Source organism: Pararhizobium mangrovi (assembly GCF_006516965.1).
GTDB classification, from domain to species: Bacteria; Pseudomonadota; Alphaproteobacteria; order Rhizobiales; family Rhizobiaceae; genus Pararhizobium_B; species Pararhizobium_B mangrovi.
In genome coordinates this window covers 23,177-38,433 of record NZ_VHLH01000013.1, presented here as the reverse complement: position 1 = coordinate 38,433, position 15,257 = coordinate 23,177, and the positions used below count along the sequence as shown (strand labels likewise).

12 protein-coding genes and 1 tRNA gene are annotated in these 15,257 nt (G+C 66.0%); 5 read left to right on the top strand and 8 right to left on the bottom strand.

Going from position 1 to position 15,257, the window contains the following annotated elements:
* Positions 1-68 precede the first annotated feature (68 nt).
* From FJU11_RS08285 to FJU11_RS08260, 6 genes are all read right to left on the bottom strand, one after another.
* On the bottom strand, positions 69-1,319 hold the full coding sequence (locus tag FJU11_RS08285) for a Zn-dependent hydrolase (protein WP_141166572.1): 1,251 nt from the start codon (positions 1,317-1,319) through the stop codon (positions 69-71).
* Between the two features lie 10 nt (positions 1,320-1,329).
* Positions 1,330-1,614 carry a cupin domain-containing protein gene (locus tag FJU11_RS08280; protein ID WP_141166571.1) on the bottom strand — a complete coding sequence of 95 codons (285 nt, stop codon included), beginning with the start codon at positions 1,612-1,614 and terminating at the stop codon, positions 1,330-1,332.
* Positions 1,615-1,647: 33 nt separating this feature from the next.
* On the bottom strand, positions 1,648-3,138 hold the full coding sequence (locus tag FJU11_RS08275; protein ID WP_141166570.1) for a CoA-acylating methylmalonate-semialdehyde dehydrogenase: 1,491 nt from the start codon (positions 3,136-3,138) through the stop codon (positions 1,648-1,650).
* Positions 3,139-4,467, bottom strand: a complete 1,329-nt coding sequence (locus FJU11_RS08270; RefSeq protein ID WP_141166569.1) for an aspartate aminotransferase family protein — start codon at positions 4,465-4,467, stop codon at positions 3,139-3,141.
* A 192-nt stretch (positions 4,468-4,659) separates the two neighbouring features.
* Positions 4,660-5,970, bottom strand: coding sequence for an NAD-dependent dihydropyrimidine dehydrogenase subunit PreA (preA, locus tag FJU11_RS08265; RefSeq protein WP_141166568.1), 1,311 nt, complete (start codon positions 5,968-5,970; stop codon positions 4,660-4,662).
* Between the two features lie 17 nt (positions 5,971-5,987).
* Positions 5,988-7,340 carry an NAD(P)-dependent oxidoreductase gene (locus FJU11_RS08260; protein ID WP_141166567.1) on the bottom strand — a complete coding sequence of 451 codons (1,353 nt, stop codon included), beginning with the start codon at positions 7,338-7,340 and terminating at the stop codon, positions 5,988-5,990.
* 296 nt (positions 7,341-7,636) lie between these two features.
* On the opposite strand from FJU11_RS08260, the gene FJU11_RS08255 reads away from it, so the two are divergent.
* The 4 genes from FJU11_RS08255 (at position 7,637) to FJU11_RS08240 (ending at position 11,554) form a co-directional block, all read left to right on the top strand.
* Positions 7,637-8,320 (top strand): fumarylacetoacetate hydrolase family protein, encoded by a 684-nt coding sequence (locus tag FJU11_RS08255; RefSeq protein WP_141166566.1) that lies wholly within the window; start codon positions 7,637-7,639, stop codon positions 8,318-8,320.
* 64 nt (positions 8,321-8,384) lie between these two features.
* Positions 8,385-9,809: a dihydrolipoyl dehydrogenase family protein gene (locus tag FJU11_RS08250; protein ID WP_141166565.1), complete on the top strand. Its 1,425-nt coding sequence runs from the start codon at positions 8,385-8,387 to the stop codon at positions 9,807-9,809.
* Between the two features lie 98 nt (positions 9,810-9,907).
* A complete protein-coding gene (locus tag FJU11_RS08245) occupies positions 9,908-11,389 on the top strand; it encodes a sensor histidine kinase (RefSeq protein WP_141166564.1) in 1,482 nt (493 codons plus the stop codon).
* Positions 11,390-11,477: 88 nt separating this feature from the next.
* Positions 11,478-11,554: transfer RNA gene (locus FJU11_RS08240), tRNA-Arg, on the top strand.
* Between the two features lie 122 nt (positions 11,555-11,676).
* Here the strand turns inward: FJU11_RS08240 and FJU11_RS08235 are convergent.
* Together FJU11_RS08235 and FJU11_RS08230 are read right to left on the bottom strand one after the other, a co-directional pair.
* Entirely contained in the window at positions 11,677-12,960 is a 1,284-nt protein-coding gene (locus FJU11_RS08235; RefSeq protein WP_141166563.1) for an ATP-binding protein, read from the bottom strand.
* On the bottom strand, positions 12,957-13,682 hold the full coding sequence (locus tag FJU11_RS08230; RefSeq protein ID WP_141166562.1) for a response regulator: 726 nt from the start codon (positions 13,680-13,682) through the stop codon (positions 12,957-12,959). Before FJU11_RS08230 ends, FJU11_RS08235 begins: the two co-directional genes overlap by 4 nt.
* 596 nt (positions 13,683-14,278) lie before the next feature.
* On the opposite strand from FJU11_RS08230, the gene FJU11_RS18265 reads away from it, so the two are divergent.
* Positions 14,279-15,190: a helix-turn-helix transcriptional regulator gene (locus FJU11_RS18265; protein ID WP_181408098.1), complete on the top strand. Its 912-nt coding sequence runs from the start codon at positions 14,279-14,281 to the stop codon at positions 15,188-15,190.
* The last annotated feature ends 67 nt before the right edge of the window (positions 15,191-15,257 follow it).

The following is a 15,257-nucleotide window of genomic DNA, read 5'->3' as shown; positions in this document are numbered from 1 at the left end:
CCCATGGGGGAGAAGGTGGCCCGAAGGGCCGGATGAGGGGAAGTTTACCAAGCATTCGCACGTCGACGTCACTCCACGATCCCCGCCGTCTCCACGACGGCATGGAAAAGCACGTCGGCGCCAGCCTTCGCCCACTCTTTCGAGATCTCCTCCGCCTCGTTGTGCGACAGGCCGTCGACGCAGGGGCACATGATCATCGCCGTCGGTGCGACGCGGGCGATCCAGCAGGCGTCGTGGCCGGCGCCGGAAACGATGTTCTGGTGCGAATACCCGAGCCGGTCGGCTGCATTACGCACGGCCGTCACGCAGGTCTCGTCGAAAGCCACGGGGTCGAAGCCGCCGACCTTTTCCAGTTCGATCCCGAGCCCCATCTCCTCGCAGATCTCGCGTGCGCCCTTGTCCAGGCGCTGTTCCATATCGGTGATGACAGCCAGATCCGGCGAACGGAAATCGACGGTGAAGACAGTCTTGCCGGGAATGACGTTGCGCGAGTTCGGGTAGACGTCGATATGGCCGGCCGCACCCACGGCATGGGGTTTGTGCGACCAGGCGATCTCGTCGACGAGTTCGAGGATCCTCGCCATGCCCAATCCGGCGTTCTTGCGCATCGGCATCGGCGTCGAACCGGTATGGCTGTCCTTCCCGGTCACGGTCACCTGCGTCCAGGAAAGGCCCTGGCCGTTGGTGACGACACCGATCTCCTTGCCTTCGGCTTCGAGGATCGGACCCTGCTCGATGTGCAGCTCGAACATGGCGTGCATCTTGCGATCGCCGACCTTTTCGTCGCCCTTCCACCCGATGCGTTCCAGCTCGTCGCCGAAGCGCGCCCCCCTCGCGTCCGTCTTGTCATAGGCCCAGTCGCGTTCGTGGATGCCGGCGAAGACGCCGGAGGACAGCATCGCCGGCGCGAAGCGCGTGCCTTCCTCGTTCGTCCAGTTGGTGACGACGATCGGATGCTTCGTCTTGATGTCGAGATCGTTCAGCGTGCGAACGAGTTCGAGGCCGCCGAGCACGCCGAGCACGCCGTCGTACTTGCCGCCGGTCGGCTGCGTGTCGAGGTGAGAGCCGACATAGACGGGCAGGGCGTCCGGATCGGTCCCTTCGCGACGGGCGAACATGTTGCCCATCTCGTCGACACCGGTCGTGAGCCCGGCCTCGTCGCACCAGCGCTTGAAAAGGTGCCGGCCCTCGCTGTCGGCATCGGTCAGCGTCTGGCGGTTGTTGCCGCCGGCGACGCCGGGGCCGATTTTCGCCATCTCCATGATGGCGTCCCAGAGCCGGTCGCCGTTCGTCGTCATGTTCGCTGCCGGTGCGGCCATCGGGGTTCCCTTATTTCAGCTCGGTTTCGACGAAGGTCATCGGACGCTCGCCGTCGTTGACGACGTTGTGCTCGACGCCCTTGTCTCGACGGTAAGCCTCGCCGGCTGCCATCGTCACGGTGCGCGAAGAACCGTCCGGCGCCTCGATGAGCATGGCGCAATCGGTCACGGGCGTGACGACATAGTCGTGTTCGTGGACGTGATGGCCGGTTTCGGCACCGGGCGCGAAGGCGAACCGCGTGACGCGGACGCGTTCGTCGTCGACCAGAACGGTTGCCTCGGCTTTTTCTCTCATCGACGAGTCTCTTTCGCTGGTCTTGGGTGACGCTCAGCTCGGGAAATTGAAGACCGCGCCTTCCTTGATGCCCTTCGGCCAGCGGCTGGTGATGGTCTTGAGGCGCGTATAGAAGTGCACGCCCTCCGGCCCGTAGATCGCGTGATCGCCGAACAGAGAACGCTTCCAGCCACCGAACGAATGGAACGCGACGGGCACCGGGATCGGCACGTTGACGCCGACCATGCCCGCCTCGATCTCCTCGCAGAAATCGCGGGCCGCATCGCCGTCGCGGGTAAAGATCGCCGTGCCGTTGCCGAATTCGTGTTCGTTGATCATCTTCACGGCGTCGGCGTATTCGGCGGCGCGCACGACCGAGAGAACAGGGCCGAAGATCTCCTCGCGGTAGATCGACATGTCGGTCGTCACGTGGTCGAAGAGGGTGCCGCCGACGAAATAGCCGTTCTCGTAGCCCTGCAGCGAGAAGCCGCGGCCGTCGACGACGAGCTCGGCACCTTCCTTCTCACCGGCGTCGATGTAGCCGACCACCTTGTCGCGGTGCTGGCTGGTGACGAGCGGGCCCATCTCGCTGTCGGAGTCCGTCGCCGGGCCGATCTTCAGCTTCTCGACGCGCGGCTTGAGTTTCTCGACCAGCGCATCGGCCGTCTTCTCGCCGACGGGAACGGCGACGGAGACTGCCATGCAGCGCTCGCCGGCCGAGCCGTAGCCGGCCCCCATCAGGGCGTCGGCGGCCTGGTCCATGTCGGCGTCGGGCATGACGACCATGTGGTTCTTCGCGCCGCCGAGCGCCTGCACGCGCTTTCCGGCTTTTGTGCCGCGCGCATAGACGTATTCGGCGATCGGCGTGGAGCCTACGAAGGATAGCGCCTTCACGTCCGGATGGTCGAGCAGCGTGTCGACGGCCGTCTTGTCGCCGTGGACGACGTTGAGCACGCCCTCGGGAAAGCCCGCTTCGGTGAACAGGTCCCAGATGACCATCGGCGCGGAAGGATCGCGCTCGGAGGGTTTCAGCACGAAGGTGTTGCCGCAGGCGACCGCGATCGGAAACATCCACATCGGCACCATGGCCGGGAAGTTGAACGGCGTGATGCCGGCGACGACCCCGAGCGGCTGGCGGTCCGACGTCACGTCGATCGAACTGCCGGCATTGCGGGAAAACTCGCCCTTGAGCAGATGCGGGATGCCGCAGGCGAACTCGACGACCTCGACGCCGCGCGCGACCTCGCCGAGCGCGTCGTCATGCGTCTTGCCGTGTTCGGCAGAGATCGCCTCGGCGATACGGTCGGCATTCTCGTCGAGAAGCTGCTTGAACTTGAACATGAAGCGCGCGCGCTTGAGCGGCGGCGTACGCCCCCAGGCCGGCTGGGCAGCCTGCGCGGCGGCGATCGCGGCCTCGACCTCCTCGACGGTCGAAAGCGGCAGATCCGCGGACTGCTCGCCCGTCGCGGGATTGAAGACGGGCTGGCGGCGGTCCGACTTCGAGGTGCTGCGCGTGCCGTTTATCGCGTTCTCGATCACGTTCATCTATTCGACCTCGTTCAGCACGGTACGCAGGCAATCGACGAGTTCGTCGATATGGTTCTTCTCGATGATGAGCGGCGGCGACAGCGCGATGATGTCGCCCGTCGTGCGGATCAGGCAGCCCTTTTCGAACGCCTTCAGGAAGGCGGAGAAGGCGCGCTTGGTCGGCTCGCCCTTCATCGGCTCCAGCTCGATCGCGCCGATGAGCCCGATGTTGCGGATGTCGACGACGTGCGGCGCATCCTTCAGCGAGTGCAGGGCGTCTTCCCAATAAGGCGCAAGCTCGGCGCCACGCGTCAGCAGGCCTTCTTCCTTGTAGGTCTCGAGCGTGGCGAGACCGGCCGCCGAAGCCATGGGATTGCCGGAATAGGTGTAGCCGTGGAAGAACTCGATGAGGTGTTCCGGGCCGTTCATGAAGGTGTCGTGGATTGCGTCCGTGACGAAGACGGCGCCCATCGGAATGACGCCGTTCGTCAGCCCCTTGGCCGTGGTGATCATGTCCGGCGTCACGTCAAAATAGTCCGCCGCGAAGGGGGTGCCGAGACGGCCAAAGCCGGTGATGACCTCGTCGAAGATCAGGAGGATGCCGTGCTTCGTGCAGATGTCGCGCAGCTTCTTCAGATACCCCTTCGGCGGAATGAGCACGCCCGTCGAGCCTGCGACCGGCTCGACGATCACGGCGGCGACCGTGGAGGCGTCGTGCAGCGTGACGATGCGCTCCAGTTCGCTCGCGATGTCGCCGCCATGCTCCGGCTCGCCGCGCGTGAAGGCGTTCTTGTCCGGCATGTGCGTGTGCGACAGGTGGTCGACGCCGGTCAGCAGCGTGCCGAACATCTTGCGGTTGGAGACGATTCCGCCGACGGAGATGCCACCGAAATTGACGCCGTGATAGCCACGCTCGCGGCCGATCAGCCGGAAGCGCGAGCCGTCGCCCTTCGCCCGATGGTAGGCGAGGGCGACCTTCAGCGCGGTCTCGACCGATTCCGAACCCGAATTCGTGTAGAGGACGTGGTTCATGCCCTCCGGCGCGAGCGAGACGAGCTGGTTGGCCAGTTCGAACGCCTTCGGATGGCCCATCTGGAAGGCCGGTGCGTAGTCCATCTCGCCGACCTGCTCGCGCACCGCCTCGGTGATCTTCGGCCGACAGTGGCCGGCATTCACGCACCAGAGGCCCGCCGTCCCGTCGAGCACGCTGCGCCCGTCGCTCGTCGTGTAGTGCATGTCCTTCGCGCCGGTGAGCATGCGCGGCGCCTTCTTGAATTGCCGGTTCGCCGTGAACGGCATCCAGAAGGCTTCGAGATCGTTGGGGGCTGCATTCAGGCGGTTGGACATGATTTCAGGCATTTCCCGTTCGTTTGGCGTCGGCCTCGTCGGCAATCCGGACGGGCCGTTCCTGTCGTTTTTCGCGCCCGGCGGCCGTGCTCGACTTGGCGAAGCCGTCCGTCGCGAACGGCCTGTCGAGACCGCTCGAAAATCATTGTGCGGCGGCTCTCAGCCGTGCGCAAGCGTCCTTCCGTCCCGTCGCTATTCGGCGGCTTCCATCGCGGCCGGATTGTTGGGGTGGGTGGTCCAGTTGGCGTAATCGTGGCGGATCGGCTTGCCGGTTCGCGGATCGGTGCCCTCGACCATCTCTTCCATGGTGATGCAGTCCGTCACGGGGCAGACCTCGACGCACAGATTGCAGCCGACGCATTCCTCGTTCATCACCTCGAAATGGCGCACGCCATCGACCATTGAAGTGATCGCCTGGTGGGACGTGTCCTCACAGGCGATGTGGCAGCGGCCGCATTTGATGCACAGATCCTGGTCGATATGCGCTTTCGTGACGTAGTTCAGGTTCAGATACTGCCAGTCCGTGACGTTCGGCACGGCGAGCCCCATGAAGTTGTCGAGCGTCTCGTAGCCCTTCGTCTCCATCCATTCTGCAAGTCCCGCCGTCATCTCCTGGACAATCTTGAACCCGTAGGTCATCGCCGCCGTGCAGACCTGGACGCTGCCGCAGCCGAGCGCAATGAATTCCGCGGCGTCGCGCCACGTCGTCACGCCGCCGATGCCGGAGATCGGCAGGCCGCGCGTATCCGGATCACGCGCGATCTCCGAGACCATCGATAGCGCGATCGGCTTGACCGCCGGGCCGCAATAGCCGCCATGCGAGCCCTTGCCGTCGATCGTCGGCTCGGGCGCGAAGAAGTCGAGATTGACGCTGGTGATCGAATTGATGGTGTTGATGAGCGAGACGGCATCCGCGCCACCGGCCTTCGCGGCACGAGCGGGCTTGCGAATGTCGGTGATGTTCGGCGTCAGCTTCACGATGACGGGCTGGCTGGAGTAGGTCTTGCACCAGCGCGTTACCATTTCGATGTATTCCGGCACCTGGCCGACGGCCGAGCCCATGCCGCGCTCGCTCATGCCGTGCGGGCAGCCGAAATTGAGTTCGATGCCGTCGGCGCCGGTCTCTTCCACGCGCGGCAGGATCGCCTTCCACGCCTCCTCCTCGCAGGGAACCATGATCGATACGACGATCGCGCGGTCCGGCCAGCGCTTCTTCACCTCGGCGATCTCGCGCAGGTTGGTTTCGAGATCGCGATCGGTGATCAGCTCTATGTTGTTAAGGCCGAGAAGGCGGCGGTCCGCGCCGTGGATCGCGCCGTAGCGCGGACCGTTGACGTTGACGACCGGCGGCCCTTCCGAGCCGAGCGTCTTCCACACGACGCCGCCCCAGCCGGCCTCGAAGGCGCGCTCGACATTGTAGGCCTTGTCGGTCGGCGGCGCCGAGGCGAGCCAGAACGGATTGGGCGATTTGATGCCGCAGAAGTCGCTCGAAAGATCAACCATGCCCATTCCTTTCCCTCTCAGCGCGACAGCGCCGCGTGAATGGATTGCGCCGCGCGCTGTCCGTGATCGACGGCGACGACGGTCAGGTCGTCGTCGCGACGCACGCAGTCGCCGCCCGCCCAGATCTTCGGATGGCTCGTGCGGCCCTCGTCGGAAACCTTGATGCGATGGGCCTCGAGTTCGATGCCGGCGTTCGAAAGGGTCTCGGTGACCGGCGACTGTCCGATCGCCTTGAACACCTGATCGGCGGGCAGGGCGAGCGTCTCGCCCGTGCCGACGAGCTTTCCGTCGGGGCCCGCCTCGCCATATTCGAGGACGATGCCGGTGATCGCGCCGTCCGCCCCGCGTTCGAGAAGCTTCGGCATGAGGTGGGGACGGATCGTGACCCCGTTCGTCTGGGCGAGTTCCTGCTCGTATTCGCTGGCGTTCATCGCCTCGCGTCCGCGGCGATAGCAGATCGTCACGTCCTCGGCACCGAGCAGCCGGCTCTGGATGGCGATATCGACCGCCGTCATGCCGCCGCCGATCACGACGACGCGCCGGCCGATCGAAAGCGCAGCCTTGTCCTTCGCCTGCCGCAGATCGGCGATGTACTTCACGGCGTCGATGCAGCCTTCCGCATCATCGCCTTCGAGGCCGAGATCGTTGACCCCGCCGAGCCCCATGCCGAGGAAGATCGCGTCGAATTCGTCGCTCAGCGCCTCGAGCGTGACGTCGCGTCCGAGCGCCGTCTCGTTCTTCACCGTGATCCCGCCGATCTCGAGGATGAAGTCGAGTTCGCGCTGGGCGAAGTCGCCCGGCGTCTTGTAGGCGGCGATGCCGTATTCGTTGAGCCCTCCGGCTTTTGGGCGCGCCTCGAAGATCGTGACGTCGTGGCCGAAGCGGGCAAGCCGGTGCGCGCAGGCCATGCCGGCCGGACCGGCACCCACGACCGCGACGCGTTTGCCGGTCTGCGCCGCGCGCTTGAACGGGTGCGCCGTGTGCCGCTCCATCAGATGGTCGGTCGCGTAGCGCTGAAGTTCGCCGATACGAACCGGCTTGCCTTCGGCGGTCTCGCGAACGCAGACCTCCTCGCACAGCGTCTCCGTCGGGCAGACCCGGGCGCACATGCCGCCCATGATGTTTTGCGAAAGAATGGTCTTCGCCGCGCCGTCGGCATTGCCGGCCGCGATCTCGCGGATGAACAGCGGAATGTCGATCGTCGTCGGACAGGCGTTCATGCACGGCGCGTCGTAGCAGAAATAGCACCGGTCGGCCTCGACGATCGCCTCGTGCGGCGTCATCGGCGCGTGCAGGTCGGCAAAGTTCGCCAGATAATCGGCGGATTGAAGCCGCCCGGCCGCGACATCGCGCACGGATTCCGTCGTCATCGAGCCTCCTGGACCATCGGGTCCTTCGAGCGGCCGGTTGTTCCCATCGGATGTCTTCTTAGAACGACCGCTTCGATCGGATCATGCTGCGGTTTGATCAAGAGGTCAAATCTTCTCGTACGTCTTCGCACACGTCCGCGGAATGCTTCTTCCGTCCGCTTGTCGGTCAGCAAGAGGCGACAGGCTCGCGGCCTGTTGTTCGGGCAAGGGCTTGCCACGGTGCGACCGCGGCGCCGATACTCATCGGCGAACGGCGGCCGAAGCATCGGGCCGCGTCGTTTAAGAGGGATTTTGATATGACCTATGCCTTCGAACCCGCCGCGGTGACGGCCTTGCCGATCCGCGGGACGAGCGAGACGTTTCCCGTGCGACGGGTCTATTGCGTCGGCCGGAACTATGCCGACCATGCGCGCGAGATGGGGCACGACCCCGACCGCGAGCCACCTTTCTTCTTTCAGAAGAATCCCGACAACCTTTCGACCGAACGGACCTTCGCCTATCCGCCCGGCACGAACGACGTCCATCACGAGATCGAACTCGTCGCCTGTCTCGGCAGGGGCGGCACGGACATCGCGGTCGACGACGCAATGGCCTGCGTCTTCGGCTATGCGCTCGGCCTCGACATGACGCGCCGCGACCTTCAGGGGGAGGCGAAGAAGCTCGGCCGTCCATGGGAGATCGGCAAGGCGTTCGAGGGATCCGCGCCCGTCACTGCGATCGTGCGTGCGGCGGAGTTCGGAACGCCCGATGCCGGTGCGATCCGCCTCGACGTCAACGGCGAGACCCGCCAGTCGGGCGATCTAACGCAGATGATCTGGAAGCTTCCGGAGACGATCGCCTATCTCTCCGGCCTGTTCCGGCTTGCCCCCGGTGACGTCATCATGACCGGCACGCCGTCCGGCGTCGGTCCGGTCGTGCGCGGCGACCGTCTCGAAGGCCATGTGGATGGGCTCGATCCGCTCACCGTCGAGGTCGTCTGACGCCGCTCACCCCCAGCATCGCCCCGCCGAAACGCCTGCCGTCAACTCACGCGAAAGCCCGTTCATGGCCGAAACGCTGACACCGGACATCTGCATCATCGGCGCCGGCTCCGCTGGGCTGACCGCCGCTGCCGCCGCAGCCGCCTTCGGCGTCGAGGTCGTGCTCGTCGAGCGCGGCGCCATGGGCGGCGATTGCCTCAACCATGGGTGCGTTCCGTCGAAGGCACTGATCGCCGCCGCGCACCACGCCCATGCGATCGCCGAAGCGGGTGCCTTCGGGATTCACGCCGGAGTGCCGCAGATCGATTTTGCGGCGGTCATGGCGCATGTGCGCTCGGTCATCGAGACGATCGCGCCGAACGATTCCGTCGAGCGTTTCGAAGGGCTCGGCGTTCGGGTGCTGCGCGAATCCGCCCGCTTCGTCGACGAACGAACCGTTCAGGCCGGCAGCTACGCCATCCGTGCGCGCCGGTTCATTCTCGCGTCCGGTTCGCGTCCCGCGATGCCGCCCGTTCCGGGGCTCGATCAAGTTCCGGTCCTGACCAACGAAACGCTCTTCGAACAGACGAGCAGGCCCGGCCATCTGCTCGTGCTCGGTGCCGGACCGATCGGACTGGAAATGGCGCAGGCGCACCGTCGCCTCGGTGCCGAAGTGACGGTGCTCGACGCTGCCCGGGCGCTCGGTCGCGACGACCGCGAACTCGTGGCCGTCGTGCTTGCGCGGCTACGTGCCGAGGGCGTGACCGTTCACGAGGAGATCGCCGTGAACCGGGCGGAACGGGCGGGTGAGGGCATTCGCCTGACCTTCACGAGCGACGGGCAGGAGATGTCCGTGACGGGCGACCGCCTTCTCGTTGCGATAGGCAGACGCGCGAACATCGAGGATCTGGGGCTCGATGCCGCCGGGATCGTCCGGGATGAAAAGGGGATCGTGCTCGAACCGGGCCTGCGCACCTCGAACCGGCGCGTCTACGCGATCGGCGACGTCGCGGGGCATCAGCAGTTCACCCATGTCGCCGGCTACCAGGCGGGGCTGGCGATCCAGCAGATCCTCTTTCGCCTGCCGGCGCGCGAAAAGCCCGACCTCGTTCCCCGGGTCACCTATACCGATCCGGAACTGGCCGAGGTCGGCCTTGGCGAGGAGGCGGCGAGAGAGCGTCACGGCACCGTGCACATCCTGCGTTCGCCCTTCGCCGACAACGACCGGGCGCAGACCGAGCGACGCACCGAGGGCTCGATCAAGCTCGTCACCACGAAGCGCGGACGCCTGGTCGGGGTCGGCATCGTCGGGGCGGGTGCGGGCGAGATGATCAACCTCTACGCGCTCGCATTGACGAAGAAACTCTCCGTTGCCGATCTGCGCGGGCTGATTGCCGCCTATCCCACGCGTGGCGAAGCTGGAAAACGCGCCGCCCTTTCCTATTATGACGGGATGACGCGCAAACCGGCCGTGCGCGCGCTGGTTCGCTTCCTGCGCGGCTTCGGCTAGGCGCGTTCGGACGGCGCGCGTGCCCGGGGTGCACGCAGGTTCGTCCGCCCGGACGCGATCACGCGGTTCGGGTCGAGGATCGATCGAGAGCGGGGATCATGGCCGAGGGGCAGAACGAGGAACGCGCCGGCATGCCAGCCGAGCTCGCGCAGCGGCCGCGACGCAGCCTTTCGCGCAAGCTGCTCGTGCTGACGATCCTGTTCGTCATGCTGGCCGAAGTGCTGATCTTCGTGCCTTCGGTCGCCAACATGCGCCTGCGCTGGCTGCACGACCAGGTCAACCGCGCCGCCGGAACGAGCGTCATCATCGACGGGTTGAAGAACGTCGAACTGCCCGACGCGCTGCAGCGACAGGCGCTGATGGCGACCGGCACGAAGGCGATCGCACTCAAGATGGGCGATGCGACGCGCCTGATCGCCTCCGTCGACGACATGCCGTCGGCGATCGCCCAGACCACCGATCTCGCGGACATCGGGCCGCTGACGGCGATCGGCCAGGCCTTCGATACGCTCATTCTCGGGGGACACCGTCCCGTGCGCGTCTACGGCCCCGTCGCACACGGGAAGATGGTCGTCGACATGGTGCTCGACGACACCGCGCTTCGCAACGACATGCTCGTCTACGTGCGCAACGTGCTTCTCCTGTCGCTGCTCATCTCGCTGATCACGGCAGGGCTCGTCTTCTTCTCCATCAACCGCATGATGATCCGGCCGATCCAGGACCTCATCGACAACATGCGCAGCTTTTCCGAAGCGCCCGAGGATCCCGAACGCATCATCGCGCCGGGGTCCGGCGACGACGAGATCGGTCTGGCGCGCCGCCATCTCGCCGCGCTCGAGGAAGAGATCCGCCACATGCTCAAGCAGCAGGCGAACCTTGCGAGCCTGGGGCTCGCCGTCTCCAAGATCAACCACGACATGCGCAACATCCTGTCGTCGGCGCAGCTGATGTCGGACCGGCTCTCGACGGTCGACGACCCCGTCGTCAAGCGGCTGGCGCCGAAGCTGCTGCGCACGATCGATCGGGCGGTCGGCTATTCCCGCGCGGTGATGGCCTACGGCCAGGCGCGCGAGGCAGCACCGACGCGCCGGCGCCTGGCGCTCGCAGCCCTCGTCGAGGACGTGCGGGACCTGCTCGACGTCGACGGGGACCTCGACATCGCCTTCGTCATCGACGTGCCGGACGACCTCATGGTCGATGCCGACAGCGAACAGCTTTTCCGCATCGTCCACAATCTTGCGCGCAACGCCTGCGAGGCGATGCAGGACGACGACCGCAGCGATGCCGCACTCGTGCGCCGCATCAAGGTGGCGGCGTGCCGCGAGGCCGACGTCGTGCACATTCGCGTCGAGGACACGGGGCCGGGCCTGCCGGCGACCACGCGCGAAAACCTCTTCGCCCCCTTCCGCGGTTCGTCGCGCAGCGGCGGCACCGGGCTCGGCCTCGCGATCGTGCGCGAACTCGTCACCGCCCATGGCGGCACGATCGCGCTGGAGGAACCGGCAACGCCCGGCACCCGCTTCCACATCGCCTTGCCCGATCGCCGGCAGGAAGCAGCAGCGCAGGCACGTGCCGTTTGAAACGATCCCGAGAGAACTTTCCTCCACCGCTTGCATTCCCCGCCACGACCGATTAGAGACTGCGGCCGGCGCTCGAACGCAGCGCCAGGCGCCCGTAGCTCAGCTGGATAGAGCACCAGACTACGAATCTGGGGGTCGGGAGTTCGAATCTTCCCGGGCGCGCCATCTCCGATGGAAATGTACGACCTGATTTAGGAAATAAGTTCGGACTTCGTTCGAACGGGGCGCCATTTCTTCAAGACATTCCGGCCGATTTCTTCTGCTTCGTGTACGACGAAGGCAGGCGGTTATCGGTCGTTTTCGGGCGAACGCGCCGTTGGGGCGGAATTCGTCGATCGCGGGAACGAGATTTCCTGGTGCAGGCCCCCGGTCGCGGCGTTTTCGATGGTGATCGTTCCGCCGTAGCGCTCAATGATCTGGCGGGCGATCGCCATGCCGAGGCCGGCGCCGGGGATCGTGTGGTTGCGGGCGGGATCGGCACGGAAGAACGGTTCGAAGGCCTTGTCGAGGAGGGTGTCGGGAATGCCGGGGCCTTCGTCGGTGATGACGATGCGGGCGGTATCCGCCGTGCAGGCGAGGGCGACGTGGGCGCTTCTGCCGTGCGTGGCGGCGTTCAGGACGAGGTTGCGCAGCGCCCGACGGAGCGAAAGCGGATCGGCGACGATGCGGCAGGCATCGAGCTCCTCCATTCCGACGGGATAGCCCATCCGGCCGAGCTCGTGGCACACATGGGCGACCTCGCCGTCGAGATCGAAAGCCTTCGTTTCGGTCGTCGCCGCTTCCTCGCGCACCAGCGTGATCGCGCTTTCGGCGATGCGCTCCAGCTCGTTCGTGTCGTTCAGCCACTTGCCGCGCTGCGGTTCGTCGAGAAACTCGGCGCGAAGCCGCATGCGGGTGATCGGCGTGCGCAAATCGTGGCCGGCGGCCGCGACGAGGCGCATGCGGCTTTCCGTGGCCGCCTTCAGCCGGCTCGATAGCTGGTTCAGGGCATGGGCCGTCGCCCGTACGTCGGCGGATCCCTTCTCTTCTATGTGCGGCAGCGTACCGTCGGGACCGATGCGTTCTGCCGCTTCCTGAAGCAGGCGAAGGGGGCGGGTGAGCACCGTCGCGAGGAGGAGCGCGGCCGCCACGGCGCTGACGAGAAGCACCGCCATCCAGATGAGGAAGACGCGGCGCCGGTCGCCGGGCGGGGCGAAATTCGGGATCGCCATTACGGCCCATTGCCCACTCGGCAGCGCGATCGAGGCGATATGCAGATCGGCCGGTTCGCCTCCACTCACCCGCACCGGCCGATCGACGCCGACGCGGCGCAGCGCCGTGCGCAGAAGCCTCGATCCCCGTGGATCGTACCGGCCTTCGGCGGGTTTGGGACCGAGCGTGATCCCGGTGTCGGCGTCGGGATAACGTGCCTGCAGGCGCAAGAGGGCGGCGAGCTGGCGCGCCTCGGGCAGAAGCGTCGCTTCCATCCTCGGCGGCTGCATGGTGGCGATCGCGGCGAACGAGGCGAGCGCGACGACGCCGCCGATCGTCGCGACGATGAGAAGCGCGATGCGGGCTCGCAGCGATCTCACGCTTCCTCGCTCCGGAATTCGACGCGGCAGACGAGCTGGTAGCCGCCGTTGCGCACCGTGCGAAAGAGCGTGTCCGGGCTATGCTCGCCGAGCTTGCGGCGAAGGCGGCTCATCAGGATGTCGATGGAGCGGTCGAAGGGCTGGTGTTCGCGTCCCTGCGTGGCGTCGAGGAGCTGGTCGCGCGAAAGGAGCCTGCCCGCATGGCGCACGAAGACCTCGAGAAGGGCAAACTCCGCCGGTGTCAGCTCGACGGGCTCGCCATCGGGCGCCAGAAGCACGTATCGGCCGGGATCGAGTGTGAAGCCCACAAAGCGATAATGTCCCTCGGTCTCGCTCCCCGGCAGCGATACGGCCTGGGCCCGGCGCAGCACGGCGCGGATGCGCGCGACGAGCTCGCGTGGATTGAACGGTTTGCCCATATAGTCGTCTGCGCCGATCTCGAGACCGATGATGCGGTCGATATCCTCGCGCAGCGCGGTCAGCAGGATGACGGGCAGGTTCGGGCGGTCGAGCCTCAGGCCCCGGCAGATGTCGAGACCCGAGCCGTCCGGCAGCATTACGTCCAGCACGACGAGGTCGAAGCGCTCCGCCGCGATCCGCGCGCTGAAGGAGGCGCGGTCGCCGGCGAACGAAGCGCGAAAGCCCTGTCCGCGCAGGTAGGTGACGAGGAGGTCGCGGATCTCTGGATCGTCGTCGACGACGAGGATGTGGGGCTCTTGCATTGTCGCGTGTCCGTGCGTTCGTCCGATGTTCCATCGCATGGAGGATGGTGCGATGCCATCACGGCAAAGGGCAATTTTGTATCCGTTCGTTTCCGGCGGGCGAGGGAGCAACTTCGCGAAGCAATTTCCCCGTCGTGGATACGAAGGCGAAACCCGAAAGACCTAATGGGGAAACAAGCCACCTGCATTTCTGGCGGCGTCGAAGGCGGACGGGGCATCGTTCATCCGACCCCTTCATCGGCGCCCCTGCCGCCTTCGACGCGATCGCCGCACGCCGGCCCCCTTCGCCTTCCGTGCGAGCCATCCCCCATGGCGAGCACGATCGAAACGGGATCGGCATCGGCGGACGGCCGCTCCCCACGGCATGCTTCCGGGCGCCCACAACCTCCCCTCGGAAGTCCGTTCGCCGATCCCCGTTCCGGGTCGTCTCCCGAAAAAGGCGTCCCGGTGCATGCCGACCGGCGTGCGGCCGGTCTCCCTTGCCATGCCAGGCAATCCCATCCGGCTTCCATGTTGCGAGAATAAACATGACAAACGTTGTCATGTTTATGGTAGGGCGTCTCCGACGATCGAGACGAAGTGGAGACCGGACGGCCGTGGGGCATGGGACGTTTGTCGAGCGACGGGAAAGCGGCGGGCCTACCGCCGATGTCTCGCGGCATCTCGGCGGGGCACTGGAAGTCGCGACGGTCGACACGATTTACGCAGCGCCCCATCGCGTCGTCGAGCCGATCCGCGACGGTTTGCGGCTGCTCGTCGTTCTATCCGGCGAAATGTGCCTGAGGGTCGGAAAGGTACCGGCACTCGAAATCGGCGTGCCGACCTGCATCGTTGTGCTCGCCGAAGGCGAGCATGCGTGCGAACGGATTTTCGCAGAGCATGTGCCCTTCCGTTCCGTCCTGCTGACGCTCGACCCCGATCTGGTGCGTCGCGAGCTCGGCGGGGAGCCGTGGCGATGGCTCGCCAACGCCGAGATCTCCCCGGAATATCCGCTCTTGCGCTCGGGGTCCCTCGATGCTTCCGCCCGAGCCGTCGCCGCTCAACTTCTCGCGCTCGGAAGGCACGCGGACCCCTTCTATCGCTGTGCCAAGGCACTGGAACTCGCCGCGCTCGTCCTCGGCCGGTTCGCCGTTAAAGGGCCGTCCGTGGCCCGTGGCGCCATGTCGCCGGGCGAACGGGAGATGGTTCGCCGCGCGCGCGACATGCTGGTCGATGCCATGCACGCGCCGCCGGACATCGCGACGCTCGCGCGGGCCTGCGGCACGAACCCGCTCAAGCTCAATCGCGGTTTTCACATGCTCTACGGAACCACGCCCTACGCCTATCTTCAGGAACATCGCCTGCAGACAGCGCTGCGCCTTCTTTCCGGCGGAGCGCGTTCCGTCGGGCAGGTGGCGGAGGAAACCGGCTACAGCCGGACGCATTTCGCCAATCTCTTTCGCCGTCGCTTCGGCATGATGCCGCGCGACCTGCTTCGGCGCGCGGAAGGTCACGCGGACGACGCTTAGAACCGTTCGAAATCCACGCGTACATATTCGGTAGGATCGCGCATGTCGGCGTCGTTGCCCTTCATGC

Excerpts from the sequence above, each read along its gene's own strand:
- FJU11_RS08245 (WP_141166564.1), top strand. The coding sequence starts at position 9,908 with ATGGCCGAGGGGCAGAACGAGGAACGCGCCGGCATGCCAGCCGAGCTC.
- FJU11_RS08275 (WP_141166570.1), bottom strand. The coding sequence starts at position 3,138 with ATGAACGTGATCGAGAACGCGATAAACGGCACGCGCAGCACCTCGAAG.
- FJU11_RS08285 (WP_141166572.1), bottom strand. The coding sequence starts at position 1,319 with ATGGCCGCACCGGCAGCGAACATGACGACGAACGGCGACCGGCTCTGG.
- FJU11_RS08270 (WP_141166569.1), bottom strand. The coding sequence starts at position 4,467 with ATGTCCAACCGCCTGAATGCAGCCCCCAACGATCTCGAAGCCTTCTGG.
- FJU11_RS08280 (WP_141166571.1), bottom strand. The coding sequence starts at position 1,614 with ATGAGAGAAAAAGCCGAGGCAACCGTTCTGGTCGACGACGAACGCGTC.
- FJU11_RS08230 (WP_141166562.1), bottom strand. The coding sequence starts at position 13,682 with ATGCAAGAGCCCCACATCCTCGTCGTCGACGACGATCCAGAGATCCGC.
- FJU11_RS08260 (WP_141166567.1), bottom strand. The coding sequence starts at position 7,340 with ATGACGACGGAATCCGTGCGCGATGTCGCGGCCGGGCGGCTTCAATCC.
- FJU11_RS08255 (WP_141166566.1), top strand. The coding sequence starts at position 7,637 with ATGACCTATGCCTTCGAACCCGCCGCGGTGACGGCCTTGCCGATCCGC.
- FJU11_RS08250 (WP_141166565.1), top strand. The coding sequence starts at position 8,385 with ATGGCCGAAACGCTGACACCGGACATCTGCATCATCGGCGCCGGCTCC.
- preA (WP_141166568.1), bottom strand. The coding sequence starts at position 5,970 with ATGGTTGATCTTTCGAGCGACTTCTGCGGCATCAAATCGCCCAATCCG.